General features: G+C 69.1%; 18 protein-coding genes. 13 read left to right on the top strand and 5 right to left on the bottom strand.

What is annotated here, in order from left to right; translation table 11 throughout:
- Positions 1 to 294: 294 nt before the first annotated feature.
- The 4 genes from KRR26_RS30245 (at position 295) to KRR26_RS30230 (ending at position 7,510) form a co-directional block, all read left to right on the top strand.
- A complete protein-coding gene (locus KRR26_RS30245; RefSeq protein ID WP_236069339.1) occupies positions 295 to 3,573 on the top strand; it encodes a DEAD/DEAH box helicase in 3,279 nt (1,092 codons plus the stop codon).
- A gap of 154 nt (positions 3,574 to 3,727) precedes the next feature.
- Positions 3,728 to 5,464 carry a DNA repair protein RecN gene (gene recN, locus KRR26_RS30240; RefSeq protein WP_120210643.1) on the top strand — a complete coding sequence of 579 codons (1,737 nt, stop codon included), beginning with the start codon at positions 3,728 to 3,730 and terminating at the stop codon, positions 5,462 to 5,464.
- Positions 5,465 to 5,568: 104 nt separating this feature from the next.
- Positions 5,569 to 6,366 carry a Stp1/IreP family PP2C-type Ser/Thr phosphatase gene (locus tag KRR26_RS30235; RefSeq protein ID WP_120210642.1) on the top strand — a complete coding sequence of 266 codons (798 nt, stop codon included), beginning with the start codon at positions 5,569 to 5,571 and terminating at the stop codon, positions 6,364 to 6,366.
- Between the two features lie 229 nt (positions 6,367 to 6,595).
- Positions 6,596 to 7,510 carry a M23 family metallopeptidase gene (locus KRR26_RS30230; protein WP_120210641.1) on the top strand — a complete coding sequence of 305 codons (915 nt, stop codon included), beginning with the start codon at positions 6,596 to 6,598 and terminating at the stop codon, positions 7,508 to 7,510.
- A gap of 60 nt (positions 7,511 to 7,570) precedes the next feature.
- On the opposite strand, the gene KRR26_RS30225 is transcribed toward KRR26_RS30230, so the two are convergent.
- Both KRR26_RS30225 and rlmM read right to left on the bottom strand, forming a co-directional pair.
- Positions 7,571 to 8,269: a diguanylate cyclase domain-containing protein gene (locus KRR26_RS30225; RefSeq protein ID WP_217081502.1), complete on the bottom strand. Its 699-nt coding sequence runs from the start codon at positions 8,267 to 8,269 to the stop codon at positions 7,571 to 7,573.
- Positions 8,270 to 8,311: 42 nt separating this feature from the next.
- Positions 8,312 to 9,331, bottom strand: coding sequence for a 23S rRNA (cytidine(2498)-2'-O)-methyltransferase RlmM (gene rlmM / locus KRR26_RS30220; RefSeq protein ID WP_217081501.1), 1,020 nt, complete (start codon positions 9,329 to 9,331; stop codon positions 8,312 to 8,314).
- 330 nt (positions 9,332 to 9,661) lie between these two features.
- Here rlmM and secA point away from each other — a divergent pair, with 330 nt between their 5' ends.
- The 6 genes from secA (at position 9,662) to KRR26_RS30190 (ending at position 17,077) form a co-directional block, all read left to right on the top strand.
- Complete coding sequence (gene secA / locus KRR26_RS30215) at positions 9,662 to 12,487, top strand: preprotein translocase subunit SecA (RefSeq protein ID WP_120210638.1); 2,826 nt, start codon at positions 9,662 to 9,664, stop codon at positions 12,485 to 12,487.
- 368 nt (positions 12,488 to 12,855) lie between these two features.
- Positions 12,856 to 13,812 (top strand): 30S ribosomal protein S2, encoded by a 957-nt coding sequence (gene rpsB / locus KRR26_RS30210; RefSeq protein WP_120210637.1) that lies wholly within the window; start codon positions 12,856 to 12,858, stop codon positions 13,810 to 13,812.
- A 161-nt stretch (positions 13,813 to 13,973) separates the two neighbouring features.
- Positions 13,974 to 14,627 carry a translation elongation factor Ts gene (gene tsf / locus KRR26_RS30205; protein WP_120210675.1) on the top strand — a complete coding sequence of 218 codons (654 nt, stop codon included), beginning with the start codon at positions 13,974 to 13,976 and terminating at the stop codon, positions 14,625 to 14,627.
- A 186-nt stretch (positions 14,628 to 14,813) separates the two neighbouring features.
- Complete coding sequence (pyrH, locus tag KRR26_RS30200; RefSeq protein ID WP_120210674.1) at positions 14,814 to 15,557, top strand: UMP kinase; 744 nt, start codon at positions 14,814 to 14,816, stop codon at positions 15,555 to 15,557.
- Between the two features lie 27 nt (positions 15,558 to 15,584).
- Positions 15,585 to 16,142, top strand: a complete 558-nt coding sequence (gene frr / locus KRR26_RS30195; RefSeq protein ID WP_120210636.1) for a ribosome recycling factor — start codon at positions 15,585 to 15,587, stop codon at positions 16,140 to 16,142.
- Positions 16,139 to 17,077 (top strand): diguanylate cyclase, encoded by a 939-nt coding sequence (locus KRR26_RS30190; RefSeq protein WP_233577521.1) that lies wholly within the window; start codon positions 16,139 to 16,141, stop codon positions 17,075 to 17,077. The genes frr and KRR26_RS30190 overlap by 4 nt, the downstream gene beginning before the upstream one ends.
- On the opposite strand, the gene cyaY is transcribed toward KRR26_RS30190, so the two are convergent.
- Together cyaY and KRR26_RS30180 are read right to left on the bottom strand one after the other, a co-directional pair.
- Entirely contained in the window at positions 17,065 to 17,397 is a 333-nt protein-coding gene (gene cyaY, locus KRR26_RS30185; protein WP_217081500.1) for an iron donor protein CyaY, read from the bottom strand. The genes KRR26_RS30190 and cyaY overlap by 13 nt on opposite strands.
- A gap of 16 nt (positions 17,398 to 17,413) precedes the next feature.
- On the bottom strand, positions 17,414 to 17,968 hold the full coding sequence (locus tag KRR26_RS30180) for a SixA phosphatase family protein (protein WP_120210634.1): 555 nt from the start codon (positions 17,966 to 17,968) through the stop codon (positions 17,414 to 17,416).
- A 186-nt stretch (positions 17,969 to 18,154) separates the two neighbouring features.
- Here KRR26_RS30180 and KRR26_RS30175 point away from each other — a divergent pair, with 186 nt between their 5' ends.
- Positions 18,155 to 18,811 (top strand): hypothetical protein, encoded by a 657-nt coding sequence (locus tag KRR26_RS30175; RefSeq protein WP_120210633.1) that lies wholly within the window; start codon positions 18,155 to 18,157, stop codon positions 18,809 to 18,811.
- Between the two features lie 52 nt (positions 18,812 to 18,863).
- On the opposite strand, the gene KRR26_RS30170 is transcribed toward KRR26_RS30175, so the two are convergent.
- On the bottom strand, positions 18,864 to 22,643 hold the full coding sequence (locus tag KRR26_RS30170; RefSeq protein WP_217081499.1) for an FAD-dependent oxidoreductase: 3,780 nt from the start codon (positions 22,641 to 22,643) through the stop codon (positions 18,864 to 18,866).
- Between the two features lie 279 nt (positions 22,644 to 22,922).
- Here KRR26_RS30170 and KRR26_RS30165 point away from each other — a divergent pair, with 279 nt between their 5' ends.
- On the top strand, positions 22,923 to 23,858 hold the full coding sequence (locus tag KRR26_RS30165) for a class I SAM-dependent methyltransferase (RefSeq protein ID WP_236069338.1): 936 nt from the start codon (positions 22,923 to 22,925) through the stop codon (positions 23,856 to 23,858).
- A gap of 14 nt (positions 23,859 to 23,872) precedes the next feature.
- The gene (locus KRR26_RS30160) at positions 23,873 to 25,768 is read left to right on the top strand and encodes a hypothetical protein (RefSeq protein WP_217081498.1); all 1,896 of its coding nucleotides are present in this window, start codon (positions 23,873 to 23,875) and stop codon (positions 25,766 to 25,768) included.
- The last annotated feature ends 70 nt before the right edge of the window (positions 25,769 to 25,838 follow it).

The following is a 25,838-nucleotide window of genomic DNA, read 5'->3' as shown; positions in this document are numbered from 1 at the left end:
CCGCCCGTCCGCCTCGGGAGGCCTTCGTCATTCGCCGCGGATTCGCACTCAGAGTGCGTCCTCGGCCGAGTGGCCTGGCGAGCGCCGGTCCGCGGGCCAGGACGAGGGCCCGGGGCGGGAGCGCGCGGTGGCGAACGAAGCGGGGACGGGACCGGGACATGGCGTGCGTTGATGGTCTCACAGCTTCGAGTCGGCGGACCGCATCTGCTGGCCGACGCATCGTTTTTTCCAGCGCGCGGGGCCGCCATCGCTGTGGTAAGCGAGGCGGTTCCCCCGGCCAAGGAGTCTGGGGCCTTGCCAGCCGTGCAAACCACCGCCGACATCCGAGACGCTCTCTCCCCGCAGGACGGGATCTGGCTTCGCGCCCTCAAGGCCGAGTGCCTGCCCATCACCTTCAAGAAAGGTCGTGAGGTGGCGGAGTCTCGCCGCGTCTTCGGCCTGCAGCGCGAGGGCGATCGCATTCGCGCCCAAGTCGCCGGCACCACCGGCGAGCGCTACGAAGTCATCTTGAACGTGGGGGACGGTAAAGCCACGTCCACCTGCACTTGCCCTGTGTGGAACACCTCCGGGCCTCACTGCGAACACGTCGTCGCCGTGGCGTTGATCTACGCCGCGCGATTCCGTCCGCCCCCACCACCGGCTCCCCGCGCCCCCGCGCCCCCGCCGCCTCCCGAGCCGGAGCCTTCCGCCGAGCCCGAGGAGGTGATGGAGGCCGAGGCGGACGACCCCGCCCTGCCTCCCGGGACGGATCCGGTGACGCTGCCAGCGCTCGCGAAGGTCGAGAGCTGGCTGGGGTTGTCCTCCCTGCCGGACTACGAATTCCTGTACCGGTTGGCGCCCGCCAACTCCGGGACGGGAGTGTCCAATGGTCGGCACTGGGTGCTGGACGTGCGCCGCCAGGACGCCCAGGCCAAGGGCCCGGTGCATGTGAAGCGCCTGCTGCAAGCCGGCTCGCGCATCGCGCCCGCCGACGAGCGCATCTTCATGGCGCTGTCGCGGCACGAGCACCGCTACGACTCGCGCATCGTCCTGTCCGATGAGGACCTGGTCGAGGTCCTGGATCTGCTGAAGGAACGGCGGGTCATCTACCGAGGCACGGCGCTCCTGTTCATGGACACGCCGGTGCGTCCGCAGATCCATCTGGAGTCCCGTCCGGATGGCGCCACCGCGCGCATCGAACTGCTCTTCCCGGACGCGACGAGCCTTCCGCTGAAGGACGTCATCCTGCTCGCGGGCCGTCGCACGTGGGTGGTCCAGGGCCAGAACCTGCACCCCGTGGAGCCGGACTTCCCGCCGCGCCTGCTGCGCAAGTGGCTCCTGGAGCCCACCATGGCGTTCCCGGCCGCGCAGTTGGACCGGGTGCTGACGTTCTTCGCCGCGCACCTGCCGCGCTTCCGGATGTCGCTGAAGGCGGACGACATCGACGTGGACGAGGCGGTGGAGCCGCGCTTCGTGCTGACGCTCGAAGGCGCCGCCGAGCGCGCCCGCGTGCAGCTCGCCGCGCGCTATGGCCAGACGACGGTGGCGGTGTCTCCCACGGCCACGCACCTGGGCTACGCCAGCGGCGTGGGCGCCGAGAGCCGCAAGCTCTACCGTCGCCGTGAGGACCTGGAGCGCGCCGCCGGCAAGCTCTTGCTGGACATGGGGCTGCGCTACGACGTGCCGGGTCACGCGTTCGAGGCGACCGGGGACACCGCGCTGGAGTTCTGGGCGCGAGGTCTGGCCGGGCTCCCCGAGGACTGGGAGCGCTTCGGCGTGCAGGCGCCCAAGGTGCGGCTGCGCCCCAAGCTCAAGCCTCGCATCCGCGTGGGCATGAGCGGCGTGCAGTGGTTCGACCTGGACGCCGAGTTCGTCACCGACGACCAGGCGGTGGACCTGGGCGCGGTGCGCATGTGGCTCGACTCGGGCCGGCGCTTCGTGCCCCTGAAGGATGGCTCCTTCGCGGAGGCGGACGTCGCGGAGATCAAGCGCGTGGCCGACATCCTGGAGGAAGCCGGCGCGATGCCTGGCCGCACCCGCACGCGGCTGCCGCTGCACCAGGCCGTCGCGTTGGACCTGCTGGCCGACCTGGGCGAGTTCACCGAGGTGGAGGCCAAGGCCCGTCAGGCCATGCTCGCGCTGCGCGAGTCGGCGGGCGTGCCCAAGGTCGGGGTGCCCGAGGGACTCAACGCCACGCTGCGCCACTATCAGGAGTCCGGCCTGTCCTGGCTCTGGTTCCTGCGCCGCCACGGCCTGTCCGGCATCCTCGCGGACGACATGGGTCTGGGGAAGACGGTCCAGTCGCTCAGCCTGATGCAGAAGGTGTCCAACGAGGAGGGCAAGAAGCCCTCGCTCGTGGTGGCGCCCACCAGCGTGCTCGCCAACTGGGAGCGCGAGGCGGAGCGCTTCACGCCCGGCCTCAAGTGCATGGTGTGGCACGGACAGGACCGCAAGGAGCGCGCCGAGGACCTCAAGGGCATGGACTTGGTCCTCACCTCCTACGCCCTGGTGCGCCGCGACCTGGAGCAGCTCTCCCAGGTGGGCTTCCGCTACGTCGTCCTCGACGAGGCTCAGAACATCAAGAACGCGGACAGCGCCACCGCGCAGGCCTGCAAGGCGCTGCCCAGCGAGACGCGTCTGGCCCTCACGGGTACGCCGCTGGAGAACCGGCTGTCGGAGCTGTGGAGCATCTTCGACTTCCTCATGCCGGGCTTCCTCGGCAGCGCGGAAGGCTTCAGCGACCGGTACGAGCAGCCCATCCAGGTGGCCAACGATCCGGGCGTGAAGGACCGGCTGCGCCGCCGCATCCAGCCCTTCATCCTGCGCCGTCTGAAGACGGAGGTGGCCAAGGACCTGCCGCCCAAGACGGAGAGCGTCGCGTGGTGCGAGATGGAGCCCGGCCAGGCCGCGCTCTACCGCGAGGTGCTGGACGAGAGCCGCCGCAAGGTGAACGAGTCCATCGAGAAGGTGGGCTTCAAGCGCAGCCGCGTGTCCATCCTCGCCGCGCTGATGCGGCTGCGGCAGGTGTGCTGTGATCCGCGCCTGCTGAAGCTGCCCCCCGGCACGCTGATGCCGTCGAGCGCGAAGCTGGAGCGCTTCCTCCAACTGGTGGAAGACCTGGTGGCCGAGGGCCACCGCGCGCTCGTCTTCAGCCAGTTCACGGAGATGCTGGAGCTGTTGAAGGGCGAGGCGGACAAGCGCGGCCTGCGCTACCTCTACCTGGACGGTCGCACCAAGGACCGCATGGGCAAGGTGGACGAGTACAACCGGCCGGACGGGCCGCCCTTGTTCTTCATCAGCCTCAAGGCGGGTGGCACCGGCCTCAACCTCACGGCCGCCGACTACGTCATCCACTTCGACCCGTGGTGGAACCCCGCCGTCGAGGACCAGGCCACGGACCGTACCCACCGCATCGGTCAGACCCGCGCGGTCATCAGCTACAAGCTGATTACCCGGGGGACCGTGGAGGAGAAGATCCTCAGCCTCCAGCGCCGCAAGCGCGACCTGGCCGCGGGAGTCCTCGGCGGGGACGGCGACGAGGCGGGCCGCAGCCTCACCGAGCAGGACATCCAGGAGCTGTTCACCGAAGTGTAGGCAAGCAGGCGATAGGAAGGTCGGGCTCTCGACGGAGCCCGGCCTCCCATTCGCCCTCCCGTCCAGCCCCAGACCCGAACGCCTGTGCAGTGTCAGAGGGACCTGTTAGGGTGTTCAGTGCCAGGGCCGTCGTTTTGGACCACGGAGGGCGCTCGTGCTGCTGGGGCTTCGCATTTCGAACGTGGCGGTGATCGAGGAGGTGGAGGTGGCGTTCGGAGCCGGCCTCACTGTCCTCACGGGTGAGACAGGGGCGGGCAAGTCCATCCTCGTGGATGCACTGGGCCTGCTGCTCGGGGGCCGCGCGGATGCGGATGTCATCCGCGCCGGGTGTGAGGACGCGGCGGTGGAGGGCGTCTTTGCCCGCACGCCCGCGTTGGCCGCGCGCCTGGAGGAACTGGGCATGTCGGACCTCGGGGAAGAGGTGCTGGTGCGCCGCGTCCTCGGGCGCTCGGGCCGAGGCAAGTGCTACGTCAACGGCGGCCTGGTGACAGTGGGCATGTTGGCGAAGCTCACCCGGGGGATGGTGGACATCGCCGGGCAGCACGAGCACGTCAGCCTGTTCGACGCGGGGCTGCACCGCGTCCTGTTGGATCGCTACGGCAAATTGGAGGAGCCGCTCGCGGCGTACTTGCTGGAGCACGCGAACCTGCGCGAGGTGGATGCGCGCATGGAGGCGCTGGGCGGGGACGAGGCGAAGGTGCGCGAGCGCGTGGAGTTCCTGCGCTTCCAACTCGATGAAATCACCCGGTTGGATCCAGAGGCCGGGGAGGACGCGGCCCTGGACGTCGAGCGGCGTCGGCTCGGAGGCGCGGAGAAGCTCAAGCGCCTGTCGGCCGAGGCGGAGCTGCTGGTCTCCGGCGAGGAGCACTCGGCCGTGGAGACGGTGGGGCGCGCCCTGGGGCTGGTGCATGAGGCCGTGAAATGCGACGCCGCGCTCTCCCCGGTGGCCCAGTCATTGAGCACCGCGCTGTCCGAGTTGGAGGAAGCGCAGCGCCGCCTCAACCGCTACAGCGGAGGCCTGGAGTCGGATCCCTCGCGGCTGGCGGACGTGGAGGAGCGGCTGGATGCGCTCAAGCGGTTGTGCCGCAAGCACGGCGTGGCCCTGGACGGCGTGCTGAAGAAGCGGAGCGAGTTGGAAGGGGAGCTGGGCACGCTGGAGAACCGCTCGGAGGTCCTGGAGGAGTTGTCCGAGGAGCGGCGGCGGGTGGAGGACCGGGCGCGCAAGGCCGCGGTGTTGCTCTCCAAGGCCCGCGCGGCGTGCGCGGTGCGCTTCTCCGCTCAGGTGCGCGAGGGGCTGGGCGGACTGGCCATGGGCAAGGCCGCCTTCGAGGTGCGGGTGACGCCGGGGACCGCGCTGCGTCCGGACGGCATGGACGACGTGGAGTTCTTCTTCAGCGCCAACCCCGGGGAGCCGCCGCGGCCCCTGGCGCGGGTGGCGTCGGGCGGTGAGGCGAGCCGTCTGCTGCTGGCCCTCAAGCGGGCGCTGGCGGACAGCGACGGGTGCGGCTGCTACGTCCTGGACGAGGCGGACGCGGGCGTGAGCGGGGCCATCGCGGACGTGGTGGGCCGGATGATTCGAGAGGTGGGCTCGCACCGGCAGGTGCTCTGCATCACCCACCTGCCGCAGGTGGCGGCCTACGCGGACGCGCACCTGCTCATCCGCAAGGGACTCAAGGGCGAGCGCACCGTCTCCGAGGTCGTCCCGCTGTCGGCGGGCGCCGAGCGCACGCGGGAGCTGGCGCGGATGATGTCGGGCATGGAGGTGACGCGCGAGGCGCTGGGAGCGGCCGAGGCGCTGGTCCGCTCGGCGCATCGCGGATTGCCCCCCCGCGCGCGCCGCGAGTCAGGACCCGAGGGAGGACCTCGGGGACGGCTGCGTCGGACGGCCTGACCTGGGAGGGGGGTATGAACGGACTTCCAGAAAAAGTCGTCTGGGGGCCCGCAAGCTGTTTCGCGTCCTTGCCCCATTAGGATGGCTCACATAGCATCCTGGGTGTGTCCAGCACCGCAGGGCAGACCGCGGCCCCCCATCATAAAGTGATCTCCGCAGGCCTGACGGACGTCGGGCGTAAGCGCACGCACAACGAGGACAGCTTCCTCATTGACGATGAGCTCCAGCTCTACGTCGTGGCGGACGGCATGGGTGGGCACGCGGGGGGTGGTACCGCGTCGCGCATCGCCGTCGAGACCATCGACAAAGAGCTGCGGCGCGCGAGAGAGAGCAAGGACAACCCGTTCATCACTGTCCCCAACCTTCAGGACTCGCCCATCCCCGAGTCACTGCGCACCGCGGTGGAGAAGGCGTGTCTGGCCATCTTCACGACGGCGCAGGAGGACGCGCGGCTGTCCGGCATGGGCACCACCGTCATCTCCCTGGTGGTTCGGGACGGTCACGCCTTCTTCGCGCACGTGGGCGACAGTCGCGCCTACCTCGTCCGGGGCGACCTCATCCAGCAGATCAGCGAGGACCACTCCCTGGTCAACGAGCAGATCAAGGCCGGGATGATTACCCCCGAGGAGGCGAAGCACTCCCGGTACAAGAACATCATCACCCGCTCCGTCGGCTTCGAGGAGGAGGTGCAGGTGGACGTCATGGGCCTGGTGTCCGAGCCCGGCGACGTCTTCCTGCTGTGCTCCGACGGGTTGGCGAACATGTTGGAGGACAGGGAGATCCACGAGGTCGTCGCGCAGTCCGCCTCGTTGGATGACGCCCCCAAGCGCCTCATCGAGTTGGCCAATGAGCGCGGCGGAGACGACAACATCACCGTCATCGTCGTGCGCGTCGCGGCCTGAAACTCCGTCAGTCACATGTCCACGGGGGGCCTCCCCCGGGTCTGTTGACCTTGACACTCTCGGAACACGGATGGTAGCTGCCCAAACGTTTCCACCATCGGCAAAATGCCGATGGGGCGACGAAGCGCTCAGGGTGGTGCGGTGGGGGGAGGTGTTGCGCGCGAGGGGAGCGACTTAGCTTCTCGCGGCTGATGTCCCACGCGGAGTAGAGACTCACAGGGAGCTGTCCGTGGCGAAAAAGTCCTTCACCCTGATGGTGATCCCGGATCACGACGCTCCGGTGAAGCGCTACACCATCCAGCGCTCCTGGCTCACGCAGGTGGCCATGGGCGTGATGTTGGTGGTGGGGCTGGGAGTCGCGGGGAGCATCCACTACTTCCAGGTGGCGGCGGACGCTTCCGAGAACCGCATCCTCCGCGACGAGAACCTCACGCTCCGCTCCCAGTTGAAGTCCGTGCGGGAGCGCATCGAGCACATCGGCTCCACGTTGGACAGGGTGGAGCGATTCGACCAGAAGCTCCGCGCTGTCACGCTCTTGTCGGATCCCCAGCGCAACCTGGCCATGGGGCCCACCGAGCCCGAGGCGGGCACGGCGCAGGCCACGGACACGCAGTTCACGCAGCTCACCACCACGGAAACGCCCAAGGCGATGATGGGGCGGCTGGACCGGTTGAGCGCGGAGGCCACGCGGCAGGAGCAGAGCCTCCAGGAATTGCAGGCCTACTTCCAGGACCAGAAGTCGATGTTGGCCTCCACTCCGTCCGTGTGGCCCGCGCGCGGTTGGGTGACCAGTGACTTCGGTCAGCGGTTGGATCCGTACACGGCGGATCGCGTGATGCACGCCGGCCTCGACATCGCGGCGGAGCACGGCAAGGAAGTTCACGCGCCGTCGGATGGCACGGTGGTGTTTGCGGGGCTCGAGGGCGGCTACGGCAACGTCATCGTCATCGACCACGGCTACGGCATCAAGACGCGCTATGGCCACTTGTCCAAGCTGATGGTGAAGGCCGGGGATCGCGTGAAGCGCGGCGCGCTGATCGCGGCGGTGGGCAACACGGGGCGCTCCACCGGTCCTCACCTGCACTACGAAGTCCGCGTGAACGGCATCCCGCAGAACCCGCGCAAGTTCATCCTGGAGGAGTAGCGCACCCTGGAGATCCCAGGCGCGCGCGAGTCGCGCGCCGGGTCTCCTGTCCCTCGGGCATTACGCGGGCGGGATGAAGGCGTCCAAGCGGATGCGCCGGTACTGGAGCCCCTGGGCTCGCCCCGAGCGCTCCATGACGTAGGCCCGCTCCAGCTCACCCCACAGCAGCGGCCCCAGCACCTGCCAGTGCGAGGGCTGATCCACGGTCAGCTCCAGGAGCGCCACGGTGTAGTCCGGCGTGTCCTCGGCGGCGGCCCCTTCGGGCAGGGCTTTGCGCGCGTCCTGGACGAGGCGCTCGCGCGTGCCTACTCCCATGGAGGCGTCCACCGCGAGCTGCGAGGTGGGGACGAGCAGGGCCGCGAAGGCATCGGGCTGGACGCGGACCACCTTGGCCCCCGGGTATTGCGCCGCGAGCGAGCGCGCGGTGGCCGCGAGCAGCGCGTCCCCAGCGGGGAAGCCGAACTTCGCGTTGAAGCGGATCAGCTCCCGGACATCGGCGATGACCGCGCCCACGCGCCACCCGTCATGGTGGGCGTGGGTGGACAGGTCGAACTCCTCCTTGAGGAGCGCGCCCTGGGTGAGCGCGAGCACATGGAAGGCGCCCGTGCGCGGATCCGGCTGGCCCCGCCGATGTTGCTCGGCGGTGATGAGCTCCGAGGCCGCGGCCTGCACTGACTCCTGGGGACGGCCGGGCCGCACGGAGCGGGGGAAGAGGGAGATGAGCGCCGTGGCGCTGGCGTCGTCGAGCGGGTAGGGCATCGTGGGGCCTCTCTATCGCGGCGGGAGTCGAAGCACAGGGGCTCAGCGCATGCGGTGCGCGGTGACCGTCACCTCGTCGCGGTCGTGGTAGAGCTGCCGGACCGAGATTCCCTCCCAGCCGCCCTCTCCCGCGAGCGTGTGGCGCACGCGCATCAGCCAGGGGTTCTTGTCCTTCATGGGCAGCTTGATGTTGGCCACCAGGTGGTGCGCCCACCCTCGGCGCCCCCACTTGGCCAGGAGCTGGGCTACCTCCAGGGGGCGCCACGCCATGTCGCAGAAGAGCCAGTCCACCGGCTCCTCCGGGGCGTAGGCGAAGGCGCTCTCCTGCATGTGCCGCACGCGCGGGTGGGCGGCCAGCTCCGGCATGAGCTTCGCCGGGTCCACCGCCACCACGCGCGCCCCTCGGGAGACCAGCCGCTGCGTCCACCCTCCAGGCGCGGCGCCCAGGTCCACGCAGACGTCGCCTCGGCCGGGCTCGAAGGCCAGCCCATCCAGGGCCTCCTCCAGCTTCATGGCAGCGCGGGACGGAGACTCACCCGCCCGCTTCATCCGCCGGCGCCCGCCGGGCGCCAGTGACAACGCCTCACTGGCGGCCACCGCTCCCACCACGACGCCCTCGGGCGCCACGCACAGTCCCACCAGCAGGGCGCCTGCCTCCCGTGCGCGCTGCTCGTCGTCCAGCAAGCGCTCCGCCGGGAGTTGCGCCCGGACGGCCGCCTCCAACGCCTCCGCCCGCGCCGTCTGGGTGTTGGCCCGAGGGGTGTCCGGCGTGAAGGCCTGCACCGCCCAGGGCCCTCGGGTGGACAGCGCCGCCACGGCTCGCGCCGCCGCTTGCGCCACGGACTCGGGGGTCCCCTCCAACAGCGGGGTCACCACCCGATGCCCCGCGCGCGCGAACGCGGGCTTCAATCCTGGGACGCCGTCGCTCTCCACCAGGGCCTCGCCCAGCAGCCGGGGCTGGGCTCCCGCCCAGGCCAGCTCCTCGTAGAGGTGCGCCTCGAAGCCGGCCCGGCACGTCCACAGCCACCGGCCTGGGCGGGGCGCCAGGAGGTGTGGGGGCATGGCGGGCATCCTCGCTCGAGGTGGGATGGAGGGGGCGGCGGGCGGGGGAGGGGGGGCTCGGGAGGCCGGGGGGCGACTGGCGGGGGGCCGGGGAGGGCGGGGGGAAGATGGCCGATCCGACCGGCGGCGTTGATTTCTGTGAGGGGACATTGCGTGCGCTCGGTTCCGCTTTACTCTGTGCCGCCGCGTACTGGGCGGCCAGCCGAGTGGAAGTTTTTGGGGGACGCCCGTGGTTCTGATGGTTTACATCCGGTTCTCCCTTACATCTCCTGGGACTTCCCTTCACTCGCCGCCGTCCAACATGGATTCCCCGGTGAGAGAGTCGAACGCATGATCGAATGGACGCTGAAGAAGCTCATCGGTACCAAGAATGAGCGCGAGCTCAAGAAGGCCCGGGCGAAGGTCATCCGGGTCAACGAGCTCGAGAGCCGGATGAAGGCCCTGTCGGACGAGGACTTCCCTCGTGAGACGGCCCGGATGAAGCAGGAAATCCAGAACGGCCGCTCCCTGGACGACACGATGTTCGAGGCGTTCGCGCTCACGCGCGAGGCGGCCCGTCGCGTCATCGGCCAGCGCCACTACGACGTTCAGCTCATCGGCGGCATGTTCCTGCACGAGGGCTGCATCGCGGAAATGCGCACCGGTGAAGGCAAGACGCTCACCGCCACGCTGCCCAGCTACCTCAACGCGCTGTCGGGCCGCGGCGTGCACGTCGTGACGGTCAACGACTACCTCGCCCGCCGCGACGCGGAGTGGATGGGGCGCGTCTACCGCTTCTTGGGCATGACGACGGGCTGCGTGCTGCACGAGCTGAACGACAAGCAGCGCCAAGAGGCGTACCGCGCGGACATCACCTACGGACAGAACAACGAGTTCGGCTTCGACTACCTGCGCGACAACATGAAGTTCCGCTTGCAGGACTACGTCCAGCGCGAGCTGAACTACGCCATCGTCGACGAGGTGGACTCCATCCTCATCGACGAGGCCCGCACGCCGCTCATCATCTCGGGCCCCACCGAGGACAGCACGGACAAGTACTACCGGGTGGATCAGGTCATCCCCGGCCTCGTCCCGGACCAGGACTACACCCTGGACGAGAAGCACCGCGCGGTGGCGCTCACCGACGACGGCATCGAGAAGCTCCAGAAGCGCCTCAACGTGGGCAACCTGTACGACCCCGGGGAGATCGAGACGCTGCACCACGTGGAGCAGGCCCTGCGCGCGCACACGCTCTACAAGCGCGACAAGGACTACGTGGTGAAGGAAGGCGAGGTGATGATCGTCGACGAGTTCACCGGTCGCCTCATGCCGGGCCGGCGTTGGTCGGACGGTCTGCACCAGGCCATCGAGGCCAAGGAGGGCGTGAAGATCGAGAACGAGAACCAGACGCTCGCCACGGTCTCGTTCCAGAACTACTTCCGCATGTACTCCAAGCTGTCCGGCATGACGGGCACCGCGGACACGGAGGCCGAGGAGTTCGCGAAGATCTACAACCTCGACGTGCGCGTCATCCCGACCAACCGGGGCCTGGTCCGGCAGGATCAGCAGGACGTGGTCTACAAGACCGAGCGCGAGAAGTTCGAGGCCGTCGCCGAGCAGATTGAAGAGCTCCACAAGGCCGGCCAGCCGGTGCTGGTGGGCACGGTGTCCATCGCCAAGAGCGAGGTGGTGGCCAACTTCCTCAAGAAGCGCGGCGTGCCGCACAACGTCCTCAACGCCAAGGCGCACCAGCGCGAGGCGGACATCGTGGCGCAGGCGGGCCGCAAGGGCGCGGTGACCATCTCCACGAACATGGCCGGCCGTGGAACGGACATCCTCCTGGGCGGCAACGCGGAGATCATGGCGAAGGCCGCCATGGGCGCGCCCCCCGAGATGCCGCAGCCCGTGGAGGGCCAGGCGCTGGACCTCACCGCCTACCAGCAGGCGCTGGCGGACTGGGAGAAGACCTTCGCCGAGACGAAGCAGAAGTTCGAGGAGCAGACCAAGCAGGAGCGCGCGGAGGTGATGTCGGCCGGTGGCTTGTTCATCATCGGCACCGAGCGCCACGAGTCGCGCCGCATCGACAACCAGCTGCGCGGCCGCGCGGGTCGCCAGGGTGACCCGGGCGCCAGCCGCTTCTTCCTGTCGCTCGAGGACGACCTGATGCGCATCTTCGGGTCCGAGCGCATCCAGGGCCTCATGGAGCGCCTGGGCATGGAAGAGGGCGAGGTCATCGAGCACATCTGGCTGTCGCGGGCCATCGAGAGCGCGCAGAAGCGGGTCGAGGGCCACAACTTCGACATCCGCAAGAACCTGCTCGAGTACGACGACGTGATGAACCAGCAGCGCCGCACCATCTACAAGCTGCGGCGCCAGGTGCTCGCGGCGGGCGCGGGCATGCCGCTGGTCGAGTACGAGGAGGACCCCAAGACGCGGGTCAAGTCGCGCTCCGAGCGCACGGTGAGCTGGGCGGACTTCCGCGAACTGGTGCTCGACGCGGTCGAGGATGTCATCGTCTCGCTGACGGACACCTACGCGCCCACGCGCAGCTCGGACAGCTGGGACGTCGAGTCGCTCCAGAACGCCGTGAAGGAGTCCTTCAACCTGGAGATGGACTTCGGCGGCACGGGCAACCGCGAGGAACTCCAGGAGCAGATCTACCAGGCGGCCGAGAAGATCTTCGTCGAGCGCGAGAAGGAGTTCGGCGAGGACTTCATGCGCTTCCTGCAGTACCGCTACCTGGCCACCATCGATCAGCTGTGGAAGGACCACCTGCTGGCCATGGACCACCTGCGCCAGGGCATCGGTCTGCGCGGCTACGGCCAGAAGGACCCGAAGCAGGAGTACAAGAAGGAAGGCTACGAGGGCTTCATCCAGATGCTGGGGGCCATCAAGACCCAGTTCGTCAGCCAGATGATGCGGGTGCAGGCCCGCTCGGCGTCGAGCGCGGCCGAGGAGGCTGCCCGCATCCAGAAGCAGCTGGCCCAGCAGCAGAAGAAGGCCGTCGAGGGCCGTGGAGACGCCGAGGGCCGTCTGGACGAGGCGAGCGTCGCCGCCGCTGCTCGCCCGGCCGCCGCCAAGGCCGACGGGCCGCGCGTGGGCCGCAACGACCCCTGCCCCTGCGGCAGCGGCCGGAAGTACAAGAAGTGCCACGGCGCCGCCGAGGCCAGCGTCTAGCGGACTCGCGGTGAAGCGGTTTGCGGCGCGGTCGCCCTCCTCACGGGGAGTGGAGGCCGCGCCGGTTGTCTTCCAGGCGGCGGAGGCGGCTGGCCGCTGGGGGAACAGGCAGGGTGGGGCGTTCGCGCCCGGACGTGGGGGCTTGCGAAGCTTGCGCCCCGTGTGAGGGTTCTGTTAAGGACCCCGCGCCCTGGAGGATCGGGGTGGGGCGCAAGCCCCAGGACCAACAAGCGGTACCTACTTCACACACGCGCGTACCGGCCACCGGTGCTCTCGCGGGTGAGGCACCACCTCTCGGGGTGGCGCCTCCTTCTCGGAGCGACGGCCGGAGTCACTCGGGCGTGGCGGAACAACCGGAGCGTAGACACATGGAAACGACGCAAGACACGCAGACCCAGGCGCAGGCCATGGCCGCCGCGAGCGGCATCACGATGCGGCAGCTCCTGGAGGCCGGCGTTCACTTCGGCCACCAGACCAAGCGCTGGAACCCGAAGATGAAGCCGTACATCTTCGGTGCCCGCAACGGCATCTACATCATCGACCTGCAGAAGACCGTGACGATGGCCCGGGCGGCCTTCCGCTTCGTGGCGGACATCACGGCGCGCGGCGGCTCGGTGCTGTTCGTCGGCACGAAGAAGCAGGCGCAGGACGTCATCCGCGAGGAGGCCCTGCGCGCCGGTCAGTTCTTCGTCACCAGCCGCTGGCTGGGTGGCACGCTGACCAACTTCAAGACCATCAAGCAGGGCATCGACCGGCTGAAGACCCTGGAGAAGATGGCCGAGGACGGGACCTTCGAGCGCCTCCCCAAGAAGGAGGTCGCCGCGCTGGACCGTGAGCGCGAGAAGCTCGAGAAGAACCTGGGCGGCGTGAAGGAGATGTCCAAGCTGCCCCGCTGCGTCTTCGTCATCGACCCGAAGAAGGAGCACATCGCCATCCACGAGGCCACCCGCCTGGGGATCCCGGTCATCGGCCTGGTGGACACGAACTGCGATCCGGACGGCATCGACTTCGTCATCCCTGGCAACGACGACGCCATCCGCTCCATCAAGCTGTTCACCTCGAAGATTGCTGACGCCTGCCTCGAGGGTGGTGCCCGCTACCGCGCCTCTGGCGCCGCCGAGCGCGACGAGCAGGAGGAGCGCGAGGGCCGTGAGGACCGCCGCGACCGCGACGACCGCCGGGGTCCGCGCCGGGGTGGTGACCGCGATCGCCGCGGTGGTGACCGTGGCGGTGACCGCCGGGGTCCGCTCGTGGAGATGAAGGGCGCGCCGGTTGCGGCCGAGCCCGCGCCTTCCGAGGGTGAGGGCGGTCAGGGCGGCGAGTAATCGTCCCCCTCTCCACCTGAAGTTCCCGGAGTCGGCCGGGCGGCAACCGCGAGGGCCTGCTGCCCGGCCGTTTCTATTTTCGTTTCGTATCAGTCGTCTTGAACCTGATTGCTCCGCGCATGGCGCATGGCGCCGTGGCACCGCGGAGGCTGGAGAAGAACATGGCCGAGGTCAGCGCCCAGATGGTGAAGGAGCTCCGCGAGCGGACCGGCGCGGGCATGATGGACTGCAAGAAGGCGCTCGCCGAGACGGGCGGCGACTTCACCAAGGCGGAGGAGTGGCTTCGCAAGAAGGGCATCTCCCGCGCCGCCGGCAAGGAAGGCCGCGTGGCGGCCGAGGGCCTCATCGGCAGCTACATCCACAGTGGCCGCATCGGCGTCCTCGTGGAGGTCAACTGCGAGACGGACTTCGTTGCCCGCAACGATGACTTCCAGGACCTGGTGAAGGACGTGGCGATGCAGATCGCCGCCGCCAACCCCAAGTACGTCCGCCGCGAGGAAGTCCCCACGGCCGCGATGGAGAAGGAGAAGGAGATCCAGCGCGAGCTGCTCAAGCAGCAGGGCAAGCCCGAGGCGATGCTGGAGAAGATCCTCGTGGGCAAGATGGAGAAGTACTACGAGCTCGTCTGCCTGGTGGATCAGCTCTGGGTGAAGGACGACAAGAAGAAGGTCGGTGACATGATCACCGAGCGCGCGGCGAAGATTGGCGAGAAGGTCTCCGTGCGCCGCTTCACCCGCTACGAGGTGGGTGAGGGCATCGAGAAGAAGAAGGACGACCTGGCCGCCGAGGTCGCCAAGACGCTGGGCCAGGCCTAAGCGCCCGTCTCATCCGTCGCCGTGCCGAGGGCCGCGTGCGCCGGCTCCCTTCCGGGGAGCGGGGGCCCGCGGCCTTCGCCGTTCCAGGGGCGCCTGGACCCCAGGCGCATGCCAGCCAACGATGTGGGAGCCGAGGGAGACTCCATCGTTGATCGGGCGCGGGCCGGGCGATACAAGCGGTCGCGCATGCCAGACACGACCCTTCCCTACAAGCGCGTCCTCCTCAAGCTCTCGGGTGAAGCCCTGATGGGTGAGGGGAAGTACGGCATCCATCCGCCCACGCTGCTTCGCATCGCGGAGGAGATCGCGGAACTGTCGAAGGCGGGGGTGGAGCTGGCCGTCGTCATTGGCGGCGGCAACATCTTCCGAGGCGTGGCGGGCGCCACGGAGGGCATGGACCGCGCGAGCGCCGACTACATGGGCATGCTCGCCACCTGCATCAACTCCATGGCCATGCAGGACGCCCTGGAGAAGCAGGGGCTGCACACGCGAGTCCAGTCCGCCATCAAGATGGAGCAGATCTCCGAGCCCTACATCCGCCGGCGCGCGGTGCGGCACCTGGAGAAGGGCCGCGTGGTCATCTTCGCTGCGGGCACGGGCAACCCCTACTTCACCACGGACACGGCCGCGTCGCTGCGCGCGATGGAGATCAACGCGCAGATCATCCTCAAGGCGACCAAGGTGGATGGCGTCTACAGCGCGGATCCGAAGAAGGAGCCCACGGCGCGCCGCTACAAGACGCTGACGTACATGGATGTGCTCCGCCAGAACCTGAACGTGATGGACTCCACCGCCATCTCGCTGTGCATGGACAACAAGCTGCCCATCATCGTGTTTGACCTCACCACGCGGGGGAACATCCAGCGTGCGGTGCTGGGCAACGGGGAGATTGGTACGGTGGTGGGCGCGGCCGAGACGGCCTGGGCCTGAACCCAAATCGGTGCTGAGGAGAATGCAATGAACGGAGACGTCGTCGCCGAACTGAAGGGCCGCATCGACAAGTCGCTGGAGGACCTCCGCCGCGAGCTGTCCAAGGTGCGCACGGGCCGGGCCAGCACCGCCATCCTGGATGGCGTTCGGGTGGACTACTACGGCACCCCCACGCCGCTGTCCGGCGTGGCCAGCGTCAACGCGCCGGAGCCCCGCCTCATCGTCATCAAGCCTTGGGAGAAGAACCTCCTCAAGGAGATCGAGAAGGCGCTGCGCGAGGCGAACCTGGGCATCAACCCCATGAACGATGGGGAGATGATCCGCCTGCCCTTCCCGCCGCTCACCGAGGAGCGCCGCAAGGACATCGTCAAGCAGGTGAAGACGAAGGGTGAGGACCACAAGGTCGCCATCCGCAACGTCCGCCGCGACGCGAACGAGTCCCTCAAGACGCAGCTGAAGGACAAGAAGATCACCGAGGACGACCACAAGCGCATCACCGAGAGCGTGCAGAAGCAGACGGACGCCGGCATCGCTCAGGTCGATCAGATTCTCGCCGCGAAGGAGAAGGAGATCATGTCGGTTTGATCGCCTCCGTTCTTCTGGCCGAACCCTCCGCCCCCGTGGCGGGGGCGTTGCGGCGCTTCCTGGACGTCGCCACGCAGGAAGTCACCACCGCGGCCAGCCTCGAGGAGGCGCTGCGCCACGCGCTGGCGCAGCCTCCCCCGTCCCTCGTCGTGGCCTCGGCCACGGGGGCATGGGACGGCGAGGCCCTCTGCCGCAGCCTGCGGGATCAGGGCTCGGACGTGCCCGTGCTCCTGCTGTATCCGCCTGATGAGGAGCACGCGGATGAGCGGGCCGCCTCCGTGGGCGCAGACGCGTGCCTGGTGGGGCCACTCAAGCGTGGCAACCTCCTCGGCTGTGTGCGGCTGCTGTCGAAGCTCGTCGAGGCACGCCGGACGCCAGCCCCCGCGCCGGCCGCGCCGCTGCCGCCCGCGGCTGCTGCATCCGCGTCCGCAGACTTCGAGTTCCTCAAGCGCTTGCTGCTGCTGGAGGTGAAGCGCAGCCGCCGCTACCGCTATCCCATCGCGCTGCTGGTGGTGGAACTGGACGCCTTCTCCACGCGCGTGGCCGCCCTGCCGCTGGCGCAGCGCACCGCGGTGCTGGGCGAGGTGCTGGGCTTGCTCATCGCCGGAGTGCGGGACATCGACGTGGCGGTGCCCTTCGCGGATGGCCGCTTCGGCATCTTCCTGCCGCACACGCCGCGCACCGGCGCGCTGGTGGTCGCCGAGCGCCTGCGCGCGCAGGTGAAGTCGCTGCGCTCCCTGCCAGGCGTCAGCGCGTCCGTGGGGGTGGCGGTGTCCGAGCCCTCCATGACCAAGGCCGCGCCCGCGCAGGGACAGGGCGTCAGCTTCGGCGGCATGTTGAAGGAGGCAGGTGAGGCGCTTCGGCGCGCTCAGGCCGCGGGGGGCGATCGCGTGGAAGCGCCCGCCGGCGCGACGGGTGCGGCTCAGGCGGGGTAGGGGAAGTCCTGCCCCGTGAGGGACTTCACCGCGTCCGCGACGAAGGTGAGCAGCTCCATCCCGCGCCCCTTGTCGTCCTTCCAGGTGCGGGTGGCTTCGTCGTAGTTGAAGTGGATGCCCTGGCCCATTCCGGCCACCCAGAGCTGCCGCACCGCGCGCTGCGTGTTGATGATGCACTTCTCACGCGCGCGCGAGGTCAGCGTCACCATGTCCCCGGTGCTCTCGGCCTCGAGCACGTCTGGATCCATGGCGTCCGCCGCCGCGATGATGCGCTTGAAGACGGCGGAGGCGAGCTGATTGAAGCGGGCTTCGTCCATCATGGCCGCGCTCGCGACGTCACTGAATGACGTCGAGGACTTGCTGACCAGGGGCCGCGTAGAACAAGAACTTGAGCTGCTGCACGGCCGCGTTCGCGTTCTCGCCCTGCTTGTCGTTGATGGTTGGCATGGCGTCGTCGTCGATGGGCGTCTCCGGACGCTCCATGGCGATGACGGTGCCCGGGTTCACCGGCTTGGGGAATGACTGCATCCCCAACAGGTGCGCGGCGAGCGCGCCCATGGACGGCTGGTGTCCCACGAGCACGATGTTCTGATCCGCGTGCTCAAGGATGACGGGCTCCACGGCGCCCACGGGCATGTCCGGCAAGAGGCACCGGTGCACGCGCAGGAGGCCCTCGTGGCGAGTGGCGGTGGAGAGGATTTGCGCCGTCTGCACCGCCCGCACCAACGGGCTGGTGAGGATAAGCCCGATGGGTCCCATCCGCTCCGCCAGCGCCGCGAAATGCAGCGCGGTGTTGGCGCGGGACTTCGCGGTCAGCGCGCGCGCCTCGTCGCCGAGACCCTCGGGGATCTCCGCGTCCGCATCGCCGTGCCTCACCAGGAAAATCCTCAAAGTCCCTCCACTGCTCTCGACAGGACCGCGGTTCGTACACGACCGCAGCCGGGTTGGTCAAAGGGAATGCTGCGATTGTTCAGTGCCCGGAAGAGCCCCTCTTCTAGCGGGGTTCGTGCACCAGCGCTCGCGCGCGAGGTCGGGAGCATATACTTCATCTCCCCCGGCGCGACCGGAGGAGAACGCATGCGCAAGGTGTCGTGGGTGTTGCTGGGGGCTCTGGCCTTCTCGGCCTGTAAGAAGGACGAACGGGCGAGCGAGTCCCAGGCTGCCGAAGCGGGCGCGGCGTCGCGTCCGACCACGCCGGGCGAGTCCGAGGAGCCCCGCCCCTATGCGGTGACTCCGCAGAAGCTGGACGCCTACGTGGGCTATCAGCGGCGGATGCTGGAGGTGTATGGCTCGCTGATGCGGGGCCTCCAGGACATGGGCTCGCTCATGGACGCGGGCACGGGCGAGGCGCGCGCGGGGCTCAAGCTCATCGAGCGCAAGGCCAAGGCCGAGGCCGAGGCGCGACAGGCCGCGGGGCTGAGCGAGGACGACGTCAACGGCATCGCGGAGATCGTCACCGCTGTCATCAGCCAGCGGCAGATGGGGCGCACGCTTCAGTTCGAGGAGGAGCTCAAGAAGCTGGAGGCGCTCCAGGCCCGATTGCCGCAGGAGCAGCGCTCACAGTTGGCGCCTCAAGTGGACTCCATGCGGCGCCAGGTGGAGACGTTCCAGAAGCTGCCGCAGGTGCGGTCCCAGTTCGGTGACGCGAGCGTGGATGCGGTGCTCGCGCGCGAGGAGGACCTGACCAGGAACTACCAGGACATGCTCAAGGCGTTCGCCGGACTGCGGCGCTGAGGGGTGGTGGGCCGCCCGGGCGTTGAAGGCCCGGGCGACCTGGTGAGTCGTCTCAGACGCGCTTGAGGTGCGGCGCGCTCTTGAGCAGGCGCGCGAGGAACGTGTCCGCGACCTTCTCCAGGACGGTGTTGCCGCGCAGCCGCTGGTTGAGGTTGACGAAGTCGACGTGGTCCAGGCGCTGGTCCTGGTTGTAGCAAGAGAACACCCACGTCTCCTTGCCCGTGGTTGGATCCACGTGCTTCTGGAGGCACTGGGCGCAGATCTCCTTCATCATGCACTGCATCGGCGAGTTGATGGAGCCGATCGCCTCGTGGCCCGGCTTGAGGTACGGCTGCAACACCCCGTGCCGCGCCTCGGCCACCGCGCGCATCATCCGGTCCGAGCCGATGGCGATGATGCGGTCCACGTCGCTCAGCGAGAGGACAGGCGCCACGCCCAGCTTGCCTTGCGCGTACGCGACCATGGCCTGCACCACGTTGCCCTGGAACGACGCGTCCTGCGGCCGTCGCGCGGGCAGCGGCTCGCCGGAGTCCACCGACCAGATGACCTGATCCGTGCCGGCCTCAATCTCCTCGTGCTTGAACGAGTCCGCCTTCAGCCGGTAACCGGCGAAGTACACGACGCGGCAGCCCGCGGCCTTGAGCGAGCGCGCAATGGAGAAGAGCACCGCGTTGCCCAGGCCGCCGCCCACCAGCACGACCGTCTCGTTGCGGCCAATCTCCGTGGGCGCGCCCGTGGGGCCCATGAGCACCACCGGCTCGCCCGGCTTGAGCGCGGCGCACAGGCGTGAGGACGAGCCCATCTCCAACACGATGGTGCCCATGAGCCCGCGCTCCTTGTCCACCCAGGCACCGGTGAGCGCCAGGCCCTCCATGGTGAGGCGGATGCCATCCACCACGGGCGCGTTCCGCTCGAAGTTCTGCAGCCGGTAGAACTGGCCGGGCTCGAAGTGGCTCGCCGCGAACGGGGCCTTCACCACGACCTCGACGATGGTGGGCGTCAGGCGGTTGACCGCGACCACCGTGGCGAGCAGGGCCTCGTCCAGCTTGGCGAAGTGCGCGGCGCGGCGCTCCTCGCGGCGGGCCTCGGCCAGCTCGTCGTGGACGTCCAGGGCGGCCACTTCCCGCGCGAACAGGCGCGCGACTTCCGGGTGGCCATCCTTCGCGCTGGCCATGGCCTTCACCACGTTGCCCGCGTAGGTCGGGTGGTTGTCGCCGTAGAAGCTGATGAAGCGCCCGTCCTTCTGGTACGAGGTGAAGAAGCCCACGCGCGCGGACAGGTCCTCCGCGGCCTCGACGGATTCGAGCGCGAAGCCCTCGGCGGTCTCCTTCAGGGCGTGGCCCTGGAAGTAGTCACCGGACGCGTCGAGCTGGAAGGTGCCCGGGTACTCCTTCTCGTATGTGACGTTGGGCGAGGTGCCGGCGGCGACGCACACCGTGCGGGCGGGCATCTCGAAGAACTGGCCGCTGCCCTTGAGCTTGCCGTCCACCGTCACCATGCGCTCGAAGCGCAGCGCGCGCACCGCGCCCGTGGCGTCCGGCAGCGCCTCCACCGGGCTCATGCGCTCGATGAAGCGGATGCCTTCCTCCAGGGCCTTGGAGACCTCTTCGTGGTTGAGGCGGTAGGCGGGGGACTCGGTGAGGCCGCGGCGATACACCAGGCTCACGCCGCCCCAGGTGCGCACGAGCTTGATGAAGTCCGGCGCGCGGTCCTCGGCCTTCGCGCGCTGCCGCTCGGCGCGCACCGCGCGGCCGTGCTCCAGGAAGGTCTGGTAGGTGGCGCGCTCCTCGGCGTCCAGCTTCGCGAGGATGGCGTCCTCGCCCAGGTCCGCCGCGAGCTTCTCGTGCCGGTCGAGCGCCTTCTCCACCTGCACCGGGTAGTACGCCATCAGCTCGGTGGCGGTGTCGACGCCGGTGAGTCCGCCGCCGATGACGATGGCGGGCAGCTGCACCTGGAGGTTCGCGAGCGAGTCCTTCTTGAACGCGCCGGTGAGCTGCAGCGCCATGAGGAAGTCGCTCGCCTTGCGGATGCCCCGGATGAGGTTGTTCTTCATCCCGATGATGGTGGGGCGCCCCGCGCCGGCCGCGATGGCGATGTGATCGAACCCCAGCGACCACGCGTCGTCGATGGTGAGCGTGCCGCCGAAGCGCGTGCCGCCGTAGATGCGGAAGCCCTCGCGCCGCGCGAGCGTCAGGTGGATGAGCGTGAGGAAGTTCTTGTCCCAGCGCACGGTGATTCCGTACTCGGACACGCCTCCGAAGCCCTCCAGCACGCGCTCGTCCAGCTCGCGCGTCAGCGCGCGCCAGTCGCGGATGGGTTGCAGGCCCTGGCCGCCGCGGCCCACCAGCGCATCGGGGAACGGCTCGACCTTGAGGCCGTCGATGCCGGTGACCGCGAAGCCCTCGTTGAGCAGGTAGTGAGACAGCGTGTAGCCCGCGGGACCCAGGCCCACCACCAGCACGTTGCGGCCCACGTAGGGCAGCGCGTACGGCCGGCGGATATTGAGCGGGTTCCAGCGCGTGAGCAGGCCGTAGATTTCAAAGCCCCACGGCAGGTCGAGCACGTCCGTGAGGGCGCCCGTCTCCGCCAGCGGGATGTTCACCGGCTCCTGCTTCTGGAAGATGCACGCCTTCATGCAGTCATTGCAGATGCGGTGGCCCGTGCCCGGACACATGGGGTTGTCCAGGGTGATCATCGCGAGCGCGCCCAGCGAGTCGCCCTCGCGCTTGAGCAGGTGCGCCTCGGAGATGCGCTCGTCCAGCGGGCAGCCGGTGAGCGGGATGCCGAGCGGGTTCTTCTTGTACGTGTGGCCCTCGGCGACCGGGTCCTTCGCGGGGAAGCCCGTGGAGCACGAGTCCTTCTGCCGCTCGTGGCAGATGACGCAGTAGTCCACCTCGCTCATCACGTCGCGCTGGGTGCCCCGGCGATCCGTGAGCTTGAAGCCATCACGGTGGCGCAGGTGGTGCTCCAGGCCCTCGGTCTTCTCGGGCAGCTCGGCGTCCGGGCGCTGGAGCTGGACGAGCTGATCGAACACGAGCGGCTTGGGGAGTCGGTGCGTGGGCCACGTGTGGAAGACGTCCTTCGTCTCCGGGTGCAGGGCCCGCGCGTACGTCCAGCGGTCCGCCAGCGACACGAGCGCGCGCACGGCCACCAGCTCCGCCGCGTCGTCGCCCTTGGAGACGAGGCTGGAGCCGAAGCTGTCGCGCCCCTCGGGCGTGGACAGGAGCGCGGTGCGCAGCGAGGTCCAACGGGCGCGCAGGGACTCGGCGCGGGGCTGGGACTCGGGCGGGAGGCTGCCGGCGAAGAGGCGCTCCAGGTCGAGCAGCGTGAGGATGGATTCGGCCAGCCCGCGTTCCAGGTCCCCCAGCGCGAGCGCGTCCGGGAAGCCCAGCTGCATGAGCAGGCGCATGCGCGCGTCGAGCGAGGGGAACTCGGCCAGCGACGGCCGCTCGGGGGCGCCCTTCTTGAAGACGCGGCGGGTGATGAACTCGCGCTTGAAGTCGAAGAGGGGCAGCTCGCCGCGCAGGTGGCCGGCCAGTCGCTGGGACTCGGTCTCGATGCGGAAGAGCTGGCTGATGAAGCGCGAGATGTGACGCGCGACGCGCACGAGCACATCCGCCTCTTGCGGACCGGAGAGGCTGGCGCCCCCCGACTGGCGGTAGGCGTCGAAGGCTTGGAAGAGGTCGGGCTCATCCTTGGCGAGCTGCGCGTCGAAGCGCTCCATGAGCCGCCGCAAGCCGCGCGGACGGTACAGGTCTTCGAACGTGAAGCCCGGCATGCCCAGGGTGAGGGAAGGGCCGGTATCGGTTTGCAGGTCGGTCAAGGCGCGCATGTCACGGAAGGAGAAAGAGGAACCGTGTTCAACGGCTCCGGGACGGGGCCTATTTCGCGGCGAGCCGCCCGGAAAGCAAGCGGGCTCGTCACCGGGGGTGATGGGAGCAATCTGCCTGGCTGGAGGGCGGAGTGCGTCAACCGACGCGTCAGGCCCTGCACCCCGGCGTGGCCCGCTGGGGTGTCCGCCGTTCAGTAGACCCCCTGGCGGCTTGGGTCATGCCTTCCCGGTAAACAGCGTGTTGAGGCGGCCCGACCTTGCGGATACGGTTCGCCGCCCATGACGGAACCCGCAGCCCGCCGCTCCTCGGAGCCTCACCTGGCTCCTGTCCCCGACGCCTGCTACCTGTGCCGGGGCGGGCGGCTGACGCTGCGCCACGCGGCGCGAGGGGGCGCGGGGCCGGATGGGGCCGCGGCCTACAACTGCACGTCCTTTGGTCATCGGCACCACCCGCCCATCTGGGGGTGCGAGGACTGCGGCATGTTGTTCCAGTGGCCCATGCGCTCGGCGCAGGCGCTGCTCCAGGCGTACCAGGACGTGGAGGACCCGCTCTACGTGGCGGAGAAGGACAACCGCTACCGCACCTTCCGCCGCGTGCTGAAGGAGCTAGGCCCGGCTGACAGCCGGAGCCTGCTCGACGTGGGGGCCTACTGCGGCTACTTCCTGGACGTGGCGCGCGAGGGTGGATTCCGCCCCGAGGGGTTGGAGCTGTCGCGCTGGGCCGCGGGGCATGCGCGCCAGCTGGGCTTCACCGTGCATGGCGTGCCCCTTCAGGAGTTGGCCTCGCGCGGGGGGACCTATGACGTCGTGACGCTGTGGGACGTGGTGGAGCACTTCGCGGATCCACGCGAGGAGCTGGCCGCCGCGTTCCAACTGGTCCGCCCGGGAGGCCGCGTCTACTTGTCCACCATCGATGTGGGCAGCCTGGTGGCCCGGATGCTGGGCGGGCAGTGGCCCTGGTTGATGGACATGCACCTCTTCTATTTCGCTCGGCGCACGCTCGCGATGCTGCTGGAAGAGGTGGGCTTCCGGGTGACGGACGTCCGGACGTACACGCACATCATCTCGGCGGACTATCTGTTGCGGAAGGTGTCCGCGAGCTTCCGGCCCGCCGCGCCGGTGTTGGAGTTGCTGCGGCGCGGGATGCCGGGCGAGTGGTCCATCCCGTTCAACCTGGGCGACAACATGTTGATGGCCGCCGAGCGGCCCCTCTGAGTTCTTCGACCCCCATGTCCCCTCTGCTGCGTCGGTTGTCGCACCCCGTGGTGCTGCTGGCGTTCGGCGTGATGTCCGCGTTCCACACCTGGCCCCTGGTCGCGAACCTGCGCGGCCACGTGGCGGGAGGGCGCGAGGACGTCTACATGAACATGTGGCACCTCTGGTGGATGCGCCAGGTGGTGTCCGAGGGGCACAACCCCTTCTTCGCGCCCATGTTGCACTGGCCGCTGGGGGCCGAGCTGTACTGGCACACGCTCGCGCCGGCGAAGACGCTGTGGGGCGCGGTGCTGCTGCCGTTCATGCCGGTGGAGACGGCGTACAACCTGGTGCTGTTCGGCTCGTTCGTGCTGACGGGCTACACGACGTGGTTGCTCGTGCGTTACCTGCTGGAGCGCGCGGGCCACGAGCCGTGGGTGTCCGCGGCGGCGGCGCTGGTGGGCGCGTGCGTCTTCGACTTCTCGCGCTACCACCTGAGCCACGCGCTGGCGCACCTGAACCTGGTGGCGCTGGAGGGCATCCCCCTCTACCTGTACTTCTTCTTCCGCTGGTTGGATGAGGGCCGCCGCCGGTGGCTGGTGGGGCTGGCGCTGACGGCGCTGTATGTCCTGCTGTGCGACTACTACTACCTGCTCTACAGCGCGCTGTTCTCGTTCCTCTGGGTGGTGGCCGAGCGCTGGCGGCGCGGGCCGGTGCTGTCGCTGGAGGCCTGGAAGGATCCGCTCGTGCGGCGCGCGCTGTGGGCGGGGCTCGCGGCGGGGCTCGCGTGTGTGCCGCCCGTGGTGCCCCTGCTTCTGCATGCCTTCCCCGCGCCGCTGCAGATCCACCACGGCGATTCTGACTACTACACGGACCTGTACGCGTTCTTCGTGCCGGACTCGCTGTCCGCGTGGCTGCCGGAGCTCCCCGCGGCGATGCGGGACTTCTCGACGGGAATCGTGCGCGCGAAGATGGCGAGCAACCGCGAGGAGGCCGGGACGTTCATCGGCTGGGTGACGCCGCTCCTGGCGGTGTTCGCGCTCTGGCGAGGCGTGCCCGACGGGCGCCGCTGGGCGGGGCTAGGCCTGGGCTTCGCGGCGCTGTCCATGGGCACCGTGCTCAACATCGGTGGCGAGGACCGCCTGTCGCCCGTGGTGCTGCTCGTCGTGCTCACGGGGGTGGTGGCGCTCGTGCCCGCGTGGCGCGAGCGCGTGTGGCGCCGGGACGTCCTGGTGGTGCTGGGGTTGGCCACGGCGCTGTCGGTGGCCACGCCGCTCACCTCGTTCGGTCAGCCCCTGCGCGTGGTGATCCCCATGCCCTACGTGGTCTTCAAGCATGTGGTGCCGCTGTTCTCCCGTGGCGGCATGCCGGTGCGCTTCGAGTTGCTCACCACCCTGTCGCTGGCGGTGCTCGCGTCCTTCGCCGCCGTCTATCTGGGCGAGTGGGTGGGGCGGCGCTCGGGGCAGGTAGCTCCAGGAGCCCTGGCCGCGCTCGCGCTCGTTGCCGTGCCGAACCTGGAGTTCCGCGGTCAGCCGCTGCCCATGCCGCCGCTGCCGAACCTGCCGCCGGTCTTCCAACAGATTCGCGACGACCCGATGCCTTCCGCGGTCATCACGGACCACGTGGTGGGGCAGTGGGAGCAACTCTTCCACGGCAAGCCCGTGTCCTTCGCGCGCCTGTCGCGGTTGCCGGTGCGTGAGGCGGCCATGCTGAACCAGCGCCTCTATCAAGCGCTCGAGGGACTCAACGGCGCCTTCGGGCCCGTCTCCGAGGAGGAGCGCGCGCGCATGCGTGCGTACCTCCAGGACAACCACTTCCACTGGTACGTCTCGCACTACTTCCACCCGGTGCGGCACCGCTTCGTGGTGGAGGAGCTGGGCGGCCAGTTGGTCTACAGCGACAGCTACGTCACCGTGTACCGGTTCCCGTGAGTGAAGGGGGGCGCGCTTCGTCGCGCCACCTTGTTGACCGCCGGTGAGGTGCGCCGCTCGGCCCATGCGT

It is taken from the genome of Citreicoccus inhibens, assembly GCF_019039035.1.
Taxonomy (GTDB): domain Bacteria; phylum Myxococcota; class Myxococcia; order Myxococcales; family Myxococcaceae; genus Citreicoccus; species Citreicoccus inhibens.
This window is presented reverse-complemented; position numbering and strand designations above follow the sequence as displayed.